General features: G+C 68.9%; 13 protein-coding genes. 4 read left to right on the top strand and 9 right to left on the bottom strand.

The features are described 5' to 3' along the window. The first annotated feature begins 265 nt into the window (after nucleotides 1-265). Both EAD89_RS11820 and EAD89_RS11815 read left to right on the top strand, forming a co-directional pair. The gene (locus EAD89_RS11820; protein ID WP_121675716.1) at nucleotides 266-2752 is read left to right on the top strand and encodes a M14 family metallopeptidase; all 2487 of its coding nucleotides are present in this window, start codon (nucleotides 266-268) and stop codon (nucleotides 2750-2752) included. A gap of 173 nt (nucleotides 2753-2925) precedes the next feature. Next, on the top strand, nucleotides 2926-3270 hold the full coding sequence (locus EAD89_RS11815; RefSeq protein WP_121675770.1) for a DUF1801 domain-containing protein: 345 nt from the start codon (nucleotides 2926-2928) through the stop codon (nucleotides 3268-3270). An 86-nt stretch (nucleotides 3271-3356) separates the two neighbouring features. Here the strand turns inward: EAD89_RS11815 and EAD89_RS11810 are convergent, their stop codons facing one another. The 8 genes from EAD89_RS11810 to EAD89_RS11780 form a co-directional block, all read right to left on the bottom strand. Beyond that, nucleotides 3357-3980 carry a response regulator transcription factor gene (locus EAD89_RS11810; protein WP_121655115.1) on the bottom strand — a complete coding sequence of 208 codons (624 nt, stop codon included), beginning with the start codon at nucleotides 3978-3980 and terminating at the stop codon, nucleotides 3357-3359. Beyond that, the gene (locus tag EAD89_RS11805; RefSeq protein WP_233578539.1) at nucleotides 3977-5200 is read right to left on the bottom strand and encodes a sensor histidine kinase; all 1224 of its coding nucleotides are present in this window, start codon (nucleotides 5198-5200) and stop codon (nucleotides 3977-3979) included. The genes EAD89_RS11810 and EAD89_RS11805 overlap by 4 nt, the downstream gene beginning before the upstream one ends. Further along, the gene (locus tag EAD89_RS11800) at nucleotides 5158-5982 is read right to left on the bottom strand and encodes an ABC transporter permease (RefSeq protein WP_121675715.1); all 825 of its coding nucleotides are present in this window, start codon (nucleotides 5980-5982) and stop codon (nucleotides 5158-5160) included. Before EAD89_RS11800 ends, EAD89_RS11805 begins: the two co-directional genes overlap by 43 nt. Then, nucleotides 5979-6833: an ABC transporter ATP-binding protein gene (locus EAD89_RS11795; RefSeq protein ID WP_121675714.1), complete on the bottom strand. Its 855-nt coding sequence runs from the start codon at nucleotides 6831-6833 to the stop codon at nucleotides 5979-5981. Before EAD89_RS11795 ends, EAD89_RS11800 begins: the two co-directional genes overlap by 4 nt. Nucleotides 6834-7235: 402 nt before the next feature. Beyond that, nucleotides 7236-7670 carry a glutaredoxin domain-containing protein gene (locus tag EAD89_RS11790; protein WP_199733484.1) on the bottom strand — a complete coding sequence of 145 codons (435 nt, stop codon included), beginning with the start codon at nucleotides 7668-7670 and terminating at the stop codon, nucleotides 7236-7238. Between the two features lie 295 nt (nucleotides 7671-7965). Beyond that, entirely contained in the window at nucleotides 7966-8121 is a 156-nt protein-coding gene (locus tag EAD89_RS30455; protein ID WP_158610733.1) for a hypothetical protein, read from the bottom strand. Between the two features lie 336 nt (nucleotides 8122-8457). Then, nucleotides 8458-9057, bottom strand: a complete 600-nt coding sequence (gene wrbA, locus EAD89_RS11785; protein WP_121655119.1) for an NAD(P)H:quinone oxidoreductase — start codon at nucleotides 9055-9057, stop codon at nucleotides 8458-8460. A 412-nt stretch (nucleotides 9058-9469) separates the two neighbouring features. Continuing rightward, nucleotides 9470-9937 (bottom strand): YkgB family protein, encoded by a 468-nt coding sequence (locus EAD89_RS11780; protein ID WP_121675713.1) that lies wholly within the window; start codon nucleotides 9935-9937, stop codon nucleotides 9470-9472. Between the two features lie 209 nt (nucleotides 9938-10146). Between EAD89_RS11780 and EAD89_RS11775 the strand changes: the two genes are divergently transcribed. After that, nucleotides 10147-11352: a low temperature requirement protein A gene (locus EAD89_RS11775; protein WP_121655121.1), complete on the top strand. Its 1206-nt coding sequence runs from the start codon at nucleotides 10147-10149 to the stop codon at nucleotides 11350-11352. A gap of 455 nt (nucleotides 11353-11807) precedes the next feature. Next, nucleotides 11808-12464, top strand: coding sequence for a TetR/AcrR family transcriptional regulator (locus EAD89_RS11770; protein ID WP_121655122.1), 657 nt, complete (start codon nucleotides 11808-11810; stop codon nucleotides 12462-12464). 93 nt (nucleotides 12465-12557) lie between these two features. Here the strand turns inward: EAD89_RS11770 and EAD89_RS11765 are convergent, their stop codons facing one another. Further along, on the bottom strand, nucleotides 12558-12887 hold the full coding sequence (locus EAD89_RS11765; protein WP_233578533.1) for a hypothetical protein: 330 nt from the start codon (nucleotides 12885-12887) through the stop codon (nucleotides 12558-12560). Between the last annotated feature and the right edge of the window lie 234 nt (nucleotides 12888-13121).

The following is a 13121-nucleotide window of genomic DNA, read 5'->3' as shown; positions in this document are numbered from 1 at the left end:
GCTGAAGCCTATTCCGCCGCCTCGAACGGCCAACTCAAGCAATGCTCAAGATCCGGCTCACGCGACCCGTCGATGCGAAGAACGTGCATACACTCACCGCACTCAGGTCGCCCACAGCCCGCACGCTCCTCTTACGACGGTGACCGTCGTCGTATCCAGGCTCGCCGTGGGTGAGCTCAGCACGGCCGTCCTACCTGGACCGGTCCCGTCCGTTCGTGGGTCGGCCACGGCATCAACCACAGGCCGCAAACAGAAGGAGGGAAGCATGCACCGCAGACGACTGCGCATCGCGCTTCTCGCGCTGCCCGCCCTGGTGGCGAGCGTCCTCACCGTGCCCGCGCCCGCGCCCGCAGGCGCGGATCCCGCGGATTCCGCAGCGACGGCGGGCTCGGGGCGTTCCCACCTCGAGGACCAGGAGTTGGTGCGCCCCGTACGCATCCAGCTGACCGGCGCCGACATGCTGGACAAGGTGGTCGCCGCCGGCTTCGACCTCGAACACGGCCTCCGGCGCGTGCCCAGCGGCATCGAGGGCGAGGCGGTGCTGACCGCCGAACAGACTGCCGAACTGAAGGCGATGGGCGTCAAGATCCTCGGCGACAACGAGGGCTTCGCCTGGAGCGAGGAGGCCGACGGCGGCATCCAGGCTCTCCGTACGCAAGCTGCCCAGCCGCTCAGCCACGAGGAGACGGTACGGGTCGTCCGCGCTGACTGGTTCACCACCAAGGGCCAGGGTTTCCTCTACGTCGAGGCGCGCACCACCGAAGGGCAGCAGGCCGACCCGATCGTCACGATGCAGCTCGAGAACGACTCGGGCCGCCGCACCCCGTTCGGCTTCGCCCGGACGATGAGCCGATTCGTCGACTCCGGGCAGTACATGTTCCACCGGAACCTGTTCAAGCTCGACGCGCGCCCGAACCAGATCCGGGTCACCAGCTCGACCGGCGGCGTCACCACCGGCGACGTCTCGGACTGGCTCGAGGACGCTCCGCCGCCGCTGACGGAGAACCGGGGCTACAAGTCGGACTTCGTCGACGGCTACCGCAACCCCCAGCAGCTCTACAGCCGCGCCAAGGAGATCGCCCGGCAGTACCCGGACATCGCCGAGATCGTCTACCTGCCGAACCAGACGAACGGCTACCAGCGCAAGGCGCAGGCCACCATCGGTGGCACCGGGCAGTCCGCGGTCGTCGTCAGCTCGGCGGCGTGGGGCCACGAGGGCGGCAACGACATCACCGTCGAGTTCGTGGACCGGCCGGGGGCGGACCTCCCGCTCAGCGTCGAGGTGGCGGGCAAGGCAGTGCGCGTCCTCCTCGCGAAGGACGCCTCCGCCGCGGTCGCGAGTACGGCTACCGAGGTGGCGGCGGCGCTGGAGACCCAGTCCCAGGGCCTCATCGACCGGTCACACCCGTACCGGACCAACGCGGGCACCGGCATCGTCGCGCCGACGTCCGGCCCGGTCGCGCTGACCGACTTCCTCGACCAGAAGCGCGTCGGCGCTCCGGAGGGCGAGGTGCCGCGTGGCCCGGTCACGATCCCCGTCCTGCGGATCGGTAAGCACCGCGACGGCCGGAACCCCGGCGTCCTGATCCAGGCGCAGGACCACGCCCGCGAGTGGGTGCCCGCGACGACGTCGCTGGAGTCGGCCGAGCGTCTGGTGCACAACTACAAGTCCGACAGGGAGACGAAGAAGATCGTCGAGAGCACCGACGTCTTCTTCATTCTGTCCAACAACCCGGACGGGGCGAACTACAGCTTCTACAACTTCGCCTCACAGCGCCGGAACATGACGAACCACTGCCCGGACGAGAACGCCGATCCGGCCCGCCGCAACTCCTGGGGCGTCGACCTGAACCGCAACTACCGGGTCGGGTCGGGTCACGACGGCTACGCGGGTGCGTCGACCAGCTGCGTCAGCGACACCTACCAGGGACCGGAGAAGCTGTCCGAACCTGAGGCGGCGAACATCATCTGGCTGGTCGAGAAGTACAAGAACATCAAGTTCATGATGTCGGTGCACTCCAACGGCGGCCAGCTGTTCTGGCAGCCCGGCGCCTACATCGCGGACGGGCGGATCACCACGCCGCGCCCGCCGCTGGGCGACGAGGCGTTCTACTGGCAGTCGGCGGGCAGGATCCTGTCGCAGGTCAAGGCGCACCGGGAGACCGTCGTGACGCCGGAGAACGTCGGCGGCTCGTCGGACGTCCTCTACTCCTCCGCCGGCAACGTGCGCGAGGACCTGTACCACACCTATGGGATCTACGCCTTCGGCTGGGAGGTCGGCGGCTCGGTCTACAACCCGGCCACTGGCAACTGGCAGGGCGGCTCGTTCCAGCCGGTGTGGGAGGGCGATCCCAACCTCGTCAGCGGACACGCCGAGACGATGGAGTACGCCAACGGAATCATGGAGATGTTCCGGGTCGCGGCGGACTGGGGCAAGGACAAGAAGGACCCGCGCTCCACGCTCGTTCCCGGCGGCGGGAAGTACTCCAAGCCCGTCGACGTGCGCTTCGAGACCAACGAGCCGGCCACGATCTACTACACGACGGACGGCAGCCGGCCCACGCTCCAGTCGCCGCGCTACGAGGCGACCGAGTTCCGGGAGCCGGGCGAGGTGTTCCACGTGACCGAGACGACGACGTTCCACTGGTTCTCCGTCGACGCGGCCGGAAACATCGAACAGAACTACGACCCGACGAAGAGCGACAAGCGCAACAACTACCGCAAGGCGACGATCACCATTCGCCAGAGGTAGGCGTCCGTCCGGTCCGGGCGGGATCGCCGGGACAGTTTTGCGCACCCAACTGGATTAGATTGATCCTCCGGTACAGGCTCTCCTCGGAGAGCCTGTACCGGCCTATGCACGGCGCGTCGCGTCGGTCTCGACCGGGGCCGTCGTTCTTGGCAACGACGATGAGGGGGAAGACGATGAGTGACGAGGTCACCCAGTACGTCAACAAGGCGCAGCCGTGGCAGATCGATGTCTGCGAGAAACTACGTGCGATGGTCCGCCAGACCATTCCGGATGTCGAGGAGCGGCTCCAGTACGGCAAGCCGCACTACCTCAAGAACGGGCACTACGCGGCCGTCATCGCGGTGGCCAAGGACAAGGTCTCGTTCATGGTGTTCAACGCAACGGACATTCCGGAGGTCAAGGGGTTCCTTCGGGCTCTGGGCAACGGTGAACGCAAAGCCGTCGACATCAAAGATGGGCAGAGCGTCGACTACGACGCACTTGCCCGCATCCTGAAAGAGACCACGGACGCCCTGTAGGCACTGCCGCCGCGGGCTGACGTCTCCGGCGACCACAGCAGTGATGCGACGGTCGCCGGACCGGCTGGCCGCGGGTGACCGCTGAGTCAGGACGGCAGCAGGCCCGCGGCCATCGCGGTCGTCACCGCCGCGGTCCGGTCGGTGACGCCGAGCTTCGCGAACGCGCGCAGCAGGTGCGTCTTCACGGTGGCCTCGGTGATGTGCAGCCGCAGCCCGATCTCACCATTGGACAGACCCTGCGCGACCAGCCGCAGCACGTCGACCTCACGCGGTGACAGGGTGGCCGGCCGGGGGTTGCGGAGTTGACGGAGCACCCGGCCGGCCACCGACGGCGCCAGCACGGTCTCGCCGCGGGCGGCGCCGCGGACCGCGTCCACCAGCTCGGCCCGGGACACGTCCTTGAGCAGGTACCCCGCCGCTCCGGCCTCGACCGCGCGCAGGATGTCCCCGTCCGTCTCGTACGTGGTGAGCACGACCACCCGCGTGCCGGGCGCCACGGCCAGCACCTCGGCGGTCGCCGCCGCGCCGTCCACCCCGGGCATCCGGAGGTCCATGAGCACGACGTCGGGGCGCACCGCCCGGACGGCGGTGACCGCCTCGACGGCCGAGGCGGACTCGCCGACCACCTCGATGTCCGGTTCGCCGGCGAGCATGCCGCGCACCCCGGCCCGCACCACCGGATGGTCGTCCACCAGCAGCACCGAGATCATCCGATCGGCACCTCCGCCCGTACCGTGGTGCCGGCCCCGGGGCTGGACGACACCCGCAGCGTGCCGGCGACCTGCTCGACCCGGTTCCGCATGCTGGCCAGACCGTACCCGTCGCCGGCCGGCGGGATGGTGAAGCCGCAGCCGTCGTCGCGGACCTCCAGCACGACGACGCCGTCCCGCCCTTCGAGGCGCACCTCGACCCGGCCGGCGGCGGCGTGCTTGCGCGCGTTGGCCAACGCCTCCTGGGTGACCCGTAGCAGGACCACCTCGACCGGGGTGGGCAGCGGACGCTGCGTTCCGGGTGTGGCCAGGGTGACCGGCACGCCGGTCTCGGCCGTGAACCGGTCCGCCACCCGCCGCACCGCCTCGACCAGTGGTGACCCGGCCAGCTCCGCCGGGGTCAGCGCGGCGACGAGTGCCCGCGCCTCGGCCAGGTTGGCCCGGGCGGTGGTCACGGCGAGGGCCAGGTGGCGGCGGGCCTGCCCGGTGTCGCGGTCCAACTCCGCGTCGGCCGCCTGAATCAGCATGACCACACTGGACAGTCCCTGGGCGATCGTGTCGTGGATCTCGCCGGCCAGCCGTTGCCGCTCGGCGTCGACGCCGGCCTGCCGGGACAGTCGGGCCACCTCGTCACGGGAGGCGGCCAGCTCGTCGACCAGCGCGGCCCGCCGGTCGGCGTCGACGAACAGGTGCTGCACCCAGCTTCCGGTCACCGACACCACGACGGCGATCATCACGGCCGCCAGCAGCGTCTCCCGGGCGTCCGGGCCGCCGCCGGAGCGCAGCCAGTCCAGCACCACCTGGACAGCGGTGAACACCACCACCGCGCCGACCGCGGACGCCGTCGGCAGCAGCATGAACGCCTGCGGCAGGAGCACGAACAGGGCGAACGACGCGGACGACGCCAGCGCCACCGCCGCCACGTAGAGCGCGAGGGCGACGCTTAGATAGAGGTACGGCTGCGAGCCCCCGACCCCGTACCGCATGAGCGCCCGGCCGAAGACGGCGTACCAGATGCTGATCGTGGCCAGCAGCGCGACGGACCCGACGCGGTACGGCACGGGTGGGGCGCTGGTCGCCACGGCGACCCCGATGGCGACGGTCAGCACCGCGAAGTAGGCGTCCCAGAGTGGGAACCGGGCGACCCACGCCGCCGAGGGCGGCGGATCGCCCGCGCTCACCGGTCCCGTCGGCCGCGCCAGCGGAAGGTGGTCAGACACAGCAGCAGACCTCCGATGCACCAGGCCGCGAGGATGAGCGCGGTCCGCCCGTGCTCCCAGTCGCGTACGACCTCCGCACCGAGAATCGTGTCGGGCAGCAGCGCCGAGCGGAAGCCCTGGGCCATCCATTTCAGCGGGAAGACCGAACCCAGCACCAGCAGCGGCTGCGGCAGGGCGCTGACCGGGGTGAAGAAGATGCCCGAGACGAAGGCCAGCACCAGGTACGGCAGTTGGGTCACCGCGCCCGCGCTGCGGGCCGAGCGGATCACGCTGCTCACCGCGATGCCGAGCAGCGAGCAGGCGGTGACGCCGAGCAGGAGCACCCAACCGAAGGTGAGCCAGCGCCCCGGATCGGTGGGCAGCCGCAGGTCGAACAGGGCCACCCCGACGGCGAGCAGCAGCACGATCTCGGCCGCGACCACGACCATCGTCTGCACCGTCTTGCCCAGGAAGTACGCGATCGGTGGCATCGGTGCGCCACGGAGCCGCTTGAGGGTGCCGTCCTCCCGGTCGCTGGCGATGCCGGCGCCGAGGTTGACGAAGGTGACGGCCGCTATCCCCGCCGCGATCATGCTGGGCGCCAGGTACTGGGCGGAGGTGACGTCGCTGCCCGGGTAGACCCCGGAGATGAGCGAGCCGAGCAGTGCCAGGGTGACCACCGGCAGGGCGAACGTGAAGGCCACCGCATCCCACTCGCGGAAGAACGCCTTCAGCTCGACGACGCCGCGGTGCAGGCCGAGCGTCACCGCGGACGGGTGGTTGGTGCCGCTGGTCATCGTCATGGCCGGTGTCCGATCAGGTCGAGGTAGACGTCTTCCAGGCTGGGTCTGGTCACGGTGAGCCCGGGGATCGGGCCGCCGAACCGCCGGGTCAGCTCGGCGATCACCGTCGCCGGGTCGTCGGTCCGGCGCTCGCCGCCGGACCACCGCACCGTGACCTGGTGGCCGGCCCGCTCGGCGAGGGCTGTCGGCGGGTCGTCGGCGACCACCCGGCCGCTGGCCAGCACCACCACCCGGTCGGCGAGGGTTTCGGCCTCGTCCAGGTAGTGCGTGGTGAGCAGGATCGTGGTGCCGCCTCCGGCCAGGGTTCGGATCAGCTCCCAGAACGCCCGCCGGGCGGCCGGGTCGAAGCCGGTGGTCGGCTCGTCGAGGAACACCAGGCGGGGGTCGCCGACCAGACCGACGGCCACGTCCAGCCGGCGCCGCTGGCCGCCGGAGAGCTTGCGGACCCGGGTCCGGGTCCGGTCGGTCAGTCCGACCACCTCGATCACCTCGGCCGGGTCGCGGGGCGCGGGGTAGTAGCGGGCGAAGTGCCGGACCGTCTCGCCCACGGTCAACTCGCCGAGGTCAGTGGCCTCCTGGAGCACGATGCCGATGTCGGACCGCCAGTCCCGGGCGGCCCGACCGAACCGGCCGACCCGCGCCGGGTCCACCCCGAGCACGGTCACCTCGCCGCCGTCGCGGCTCCGGTGTCCCTCCAGGATCTCCACGGTGCTGGTCTTGCCCGCGCCATTGGGGCCGAGCAGGGCGACCACCTCGCCGTACGCGATGTCCAGGTCGATCCCGGCCAGCGCGGCGCGCCGGCCGTACCGCTTGTGCAGTCCGCGTACCCGGACCGCGGGGGATTCCGTCATGTCCCGATGCTCCGCCCGCCGAGCCCGGTCGCGGGACGACCGGTCGGTCGAGGGCGGGTGTCCACCGGTCGACGGACAGAATGCTCGCCAGGGTCACCGCGGCCGGGGGCTCGCAGCCGCCACGTCCTGGGCCGGCCCGTGCTGAACGCCAGGGTCGGCGGCCTGCGGCGCTGCCGCGCCGCGGGCGATGCGGACACTCGGCCGTCCACGACACCGTCGCAGACGACAATTTCGTAGGCGCCGGCCTGATCGTCGCCCACCTCGCCGAGCGCGGGCACCGGCGCATCGCCGACATCGAACTTCACGAGACCAATCCGGTACGGCTCACCGAGATGCCGAACGTCGTACGCGCTGACGGCTACCGCCACGCCATGGGGCAGCCGACAACCTCGCCGGGCGCGCTCAGAACGAGCGGAGCTGCTCGCGGAACCAGGCCCGGTCAGGGTTCACGACAGCCCGACCGCCGAGCACGACGGTGGGCACGGTCTCGTTGCCGTCGGCCACCGCCCGGACAGCGGCGGCACCCGCCGGGTCGCGCCAGATGTCCACCCAGTGCGCCCTCCGGGCGAGCCGGCCGAGGGAGAACCGGAGCTGAAGGCAGTAGCGACAGCCGGGGCGCCAGTACACGATCGGCCTGCCGTCCGCGGCGCTGGCCCGCTGCGCTTCGGCGGCGTCCATTGAGCGGGGAAAGGCCCGCGGCGACAGCAGCAGTGCCAGTGCCAAGAAGATCAGCAACTCGACGCCGCCGACGACGGGCAAGCCGGCGGCCAGTTGCGCCACCAGGACCAGCACGCCGCACGTCGCCATCAGGATCGTCAGGGTCCACCGCCGCAGCACGTCGAGGACCCTACCGCCAGATACCCGGATGGGCCGTCTTCGCTCGCCATCCACGACGCAGAACGTGTCCCCGTCAACCCGATCAGAACCTGAGTCGGCGCTCAGCGCGCCACGGCCGCGGGCGCCGAGCACGGCCGTGGGCCGGCGGGAAGGGCCTCACGCCCGATCCTCGGGCGTCGCAGCGCCTCCTCCGGGCATGATCTCGCTGACCAGCGAGATCAGGGCGCGCGCGGCCGTGCTCACGGGACGGTCGACCGGAGTGGCCAGGAAAGCCCCGGTTTCGCCGGTCGCCGCGTCAGCGACCGTCGCGCGGATGCTGCGGCGGCTCCAGAACGTCCGATGGTGGCGGTGGCTTCTTCGGGCCCAACCCGTACCGCACCGCCCAGAACGCGATGCCCGCCACGATGACGGCAATCAGAAAGACGCATGCTATGCCGCCGGTGATGCCCATAGCGGAAAATTACCGTGTTGCACGCAGTGGGGGACTCGGTTTCCAGGACCGGGGCTGACAACTCGGGCGGCCGGGGCTGAGCACTCCCCCAACCGTTTCCGCCCGACCGTCGACGCGTCGCCCCGGCGTTCACCGACCACCAGTCCGCGAAGGCTCGGGGCACGGCAGCTACCCGGCGACAGCGTGCGTCCGGGACGACGTCGAGCGGTCCCTCAAGCGGCGGACCAGGGCCGGTCTCCCGTGCGGGGAGACCGGCCCTTGGCCTGCTGCGGGCTCGAACCGCTGCCCTCTGATCGTTCTACGGCCGCTCGGAGACGACCGGCGCCTGCGGGTTTGTCAGGCGCTGAGCTTGCTGGCGATCTTGACGACCCGCTGGGCCATGTGGTCGAGGGCGTTGAGCTGGGCGTCGCCCAGCGGAGCGTCGTTGCCGCCGCCGGTGACGTGCGAGACGCCGTACGGGTTGCCGTCGCCGAACTTCAACGGGTCGGTGTAGCCGGGGGCGACGACCAGACCGCCGAAGTGGTGGATCGTGTTGTAGAGCGCCAGGAGCGTCGACTCCTGGCCGCCGTGGGCGGTCATGGATGCGGTGAAGCCGGCGTACACCTTGTCGGCCAGCAGCCCCTGGCCCCACTGCGGGCCTAGGGTGTCGATGAACTGCTTCAGCTGGCTGGAGACGTTGCCGTAGCGGGTGGGGGTGCCGAACAGCACGGCGTCGGCCCAGACGACGTCGTCGGCGGTCGCCTTTGCCTCGCTCTTCGTGGCGTCGAAGTGCTGGCTCCAGGCGGCGTTGGAGGCGATGGCCTCCTCGGGTGCAAGCTCCGGAACCTGGCGCAGCCGCACCTCGGCGCCGGCCTTCTCGCCAGCCTCGGCGAGCCGCCTGGCCATGGCGTGGACCGTGCCGGTCGAGGAGTAGTAGATGACGGAGAGCTTGGTCATCGGAGGGGTCCTTTCAAAGGTAGTTGCCGCTGAGAAATTTGATTCGGCAACAAACTGACTGTAGCAACGCCAGCGGCGCCGTCGCCACCGGGCCCGACTGGGCGTCGCGACAGCGAACCGGGCTCGGACACGGACGCGCCCCACGGGCCTGAGCCCGCTTGGTGGCCGCTGCAGGGCCGGATTTCGTCGTGTCCGACGATGCTCACCTGGGTTGTTCGTCCCTGTTCCCAGCCAGAGCAGGCCTAAGCAACGCCTGTGGCGCGATTCGTCCCACCTGAAGAAGGCCGGGCCAGCTCGAAGCAGCCGGTCACCGCGGAGCTTTTTCGTCAGCTACTCGTACGGTGCAGCTAGTTCTGGGTCAGCGAGCGCAGGCAGATGCCCACGCTCCATCAAAGCGAGGGAAACTCAGGCGTTACCGGTGGCCGGCGACGCGCAGCGACTCGGCAGCTGTCAAGAGAGCGGCACCGAGGAGCACCGTGTCCTTCAACAGGAATTGCCCCAGCTGAGAAAGGCTGAACTTCCCCTGCCCTTCCTGCCGAGTTCCGGGTGCCGTGGCCAGGAAACTGAGCGTGGTGAGGAACATCCCCGCCGCCCCGAAGCTGCCGATCGCCGACGCTCTGGGCGCAAAGGGCTTCGCGGCGATCAGAGAGCCCACGGTGATCTCCGTGACACCGATGAGTCGGTTGAGCTTTCGTGCGCCCAGCTTCGTCCGGAACCGCGAGAACAGCGGACTCGAGGTGACCAGGGGCTCATCGTTCTCGACCTCGTACTGCTTGAATTTGAGCGCACCGATCCACAAGATGTTCGTCGCCAGTGCGGAGCGCAGGACCGAGAACCCCACGGAAGCGAGGTCATCGGCCAAGGCATGTCGTGTGCCCATCGCTCGCTCCTAGTCGCTGTGTCGACGGTCGGCGTGCCGGGGACCATTACCCGCTGGGGTCCGCCACACACACCGAAGGGCTTCACCGGCGAGCATCGACGTTTCGACAGGTCATCCGCGCCGAAGTCATCCGTGATGCCCGGCGGCGGCTGCCGGGTTTAAGTGTTGAGTCCGGATCTGCCGGTCGTTGGGCGAAACAAGATAGGCCCATGAAACGCATCTTCCAGGCCAGGCCGCCGGTGCCGACCGAGGAAGCCCATCGGACCACGCCGTTCGAGGTGTTCTTCGACCTGGTGTTCGTGTTCGCATTCATCCAGGTGGCAACGTTCACGGCACAGGCGCCGACGCCACTCAGGCTGGCGCACAGCCTTGTGCTCCTGCTGCTGCTGTGGTGGCCGTTCACCAACTACGCCTGGTTGGCCAACCAGGTCCGCGCCGACGTGGGCCTGGTCCGCGCCGGAAACACCGCTGTCATGGCCGCGATGTTCGTGGCCGCCCTGGTCCTCCCCCAGGCGTGGCGGCACGACAGCCAGTCACTGGCCGCGCCCATGACCCTGGCCCTCGTCTACATCGTCATCCGGGCGGTGTATCTGGCCCTCGTCTGGCACATTTCGGCCGGTAACGCGCGGCTACGCGCTTCGCTGCGCTTGCGGCTCATCCCGGTCTCGCTGGGCTTTCCTGCTCTGCTTCTCGGCGCGGTGTTCGGCGGCGCCACGCAGACGCTGTTGTGGACCGCGGCGTTCCTCATCGACTGCGTCGGCGGCCTGTTCATCGCGGTGTCTGCCGGACGCGCTCCGTTGCCAAGCCCCGGCCATTTCGCCGAGCGGCACGGCCTGATAGTGATCATTGCTCTGGGCGAGTCGCTGATCGCGGTGGGCGTCGGCGCCGGATCGGCGGTCATTCGTTGGCCGGTCCTGATCGCTGCGCTGCTCGCCCTGACCACGGCGCTGACTCTGTGGTGGCTGTACTTCGAAAACGCCGCCGCACCCGCCGGTCAAGCCCTGGCGCGGATCCCCGTTGCCGACCGGACTCGGACAGGCAGCATCGCCTACAGCTTGACTCACTTCGTGCTCATCGCCGGGATCATCTACCTGGCCGTCGGCATAGAGGTGGTGCTCGCCCACATGACCCACCACCCGCCCCGGCGGCCCGCTGGGACCTCGCTGGACTGGACTTCGACCGCAGCTCTGCTCGGCGGCCCGGCCCTCTACCTCGTTGGTCGGGCCCTGTTCCTTCGACTCACCGTCCGGCACACCCCACCCGCCCCGATCCTCGCGGCCGGCATCATTCTCGCGCTGCTGCCGGTCGCCCGACACCTTCCCGCCCTCGCCGCCCTCGCTCTAGTCGCCATCATCCTGATCGCCCTGGTCTGCTACGAACGGATCACTTGGCAACCAACTGCCGCGGCGAAATGACCACGTATCCAGGCCTGGCGAACCCGAATACCGGCAATCTGGTCAAGTTCCCCGCTGCCGCTGAACACCTCGCTGACGCGAGGACTTCCTCGCGTTCACTTGTTTGCTCCGTTGATTCCCCCCTTGTTGTTTCCTGGCCGCAGCCAGGTCAGCCGCGGTGATGCGCGTGACGTACCCACGTATGTCAACGAGTGTTGACATGGCTGTCCTCCGGCGCACCGCCCGTGACGCAGCGCCGAGCAACTCTCAGCAGCAACTTGCCACAATGAGGACCGTATGGTCCGGGCAAAGATTCGCCCTATTGATGATCCCGCGGACATAGCACCCGTCCCACCAAGCTGGCAGGGCATCCGCTCGTCCTTCACCATCACGTCAATGCGACATCGCGCTGAATGGACTCCAAGGTCCCATCCTTCGTAGATTATTTAGCGCGCGCCGATGGATACACTTGACCGATGGGCGACGAGCAGGTGGCTGCGCCGACGAAGCAGCGGAGGATCAGCCAACGGGGCATCGCGACCCGAGAACGGATCCTCGAGGCGGCGAACCGGCTGATGTTCGTGCGCGGGGTGAACGCGACGACCCTTGACGACGTCCGCGAGGCAAGCCAGACGAGCAAGTCGCAGCTTTACCACCACTTCGCGGACAAGCAGGAGCTCGTGCGCGAGTTGGTCAAATATCGAGGCGCGCTTGTGCTTCAGCGTGAGCGCGCAGGGCTCGAACGACTGAGATCGTTCTCAGGGCTGGTCCGGTGGCGTAACGCGCTGGTCCAGGCCAACTCACTGAACAACGGCAAGTACGGGTGCGGCCTCGGGTCGATGGCTGTCGAGCTGTCTGATCAAGATGAGCAGGCTCGATCGATGCTGTCGGAGACGTTTGCGGCATGGGGAAAGCTGATCAGTGATGGTCTGCACCGGATGCGGGACAGCGGCGCACTGCGCCAGGACGCCGACCCGGAGAAGTTGGCCACGGGGTTGATGGCAGCCTTGCAAGGCGGCTACCTGCTGGCGAACGCCGCGCACAACGTCGAACCCATGGAAGTTGCTCTGGACATGGCGCTGGACCACATCAAATCGTTCCTCTCGGAGCCGTCCGGCGAGCCGACCCGTTAGTTGAACCCTGTTCATCAGACTGGTCACGGCGGGTGCGAGCAGAGGAAGCACGGAGCCAATCGTGGTTCGACGTATGGCTCGCATCTCGTCCAGTCATCGGTATCGGCCGTCGTAGCGGACTCGGCTCCGGGCATCCGTGAAGCTGACGCCCACTCGCACGCCGTCCTCGACGATCCACCGAACCGTGTACGTCGCCCGGTACGTTGGCGGCCAGAACGAAGCGAAGGTCCCGTCACCCGTAACAGACCACTCGCCAGCCGACGGTGTGCCCCTGTCGACGTAGGTCGTTCGACCCTCTGCCGTGAACGATTGTGTGGCGCCGTCTTGGAACACGAACTGTGCAGCGGTCAGGGCGGCGATCATGTCCGCCGCATCGACGGGCTGGCCATCGACAACGTCCCCACCGGAGGGAACAGGGTTCATCAAACTCTCCTGACATCGGACAAGACCTGGCCCGCGGCCATCTCGCACCGGCTGCAACATGTCGACGACCAACTCGGAACAGTCCCTAGCCGCGCCGCATGGACTCCATAGTCCTTTATACTCGCGCTGCGGAGTTATCCGCCAGATGGGGTACGCACCGCCACGACCGCCAGTCCCCCTGTTGACCCCACCCACTGGCGGCCAGTGGAGGGATTTGCCGGCTGGCGCCACGCC

The organism is Micromonospora sp. BL4 (assembly GCF_003667505.1).
Taxonomy (GTDB): domain Bacteria; phylum Actinomycetota; class Actinomycetes; order Mycobacteriales; family Micromonosporaceae; genus Micromonospora.
Note: the sequence above shows the minus strand (reverse complement) of the source record. Positions and strands in the feature narration are given on the sequence as shown.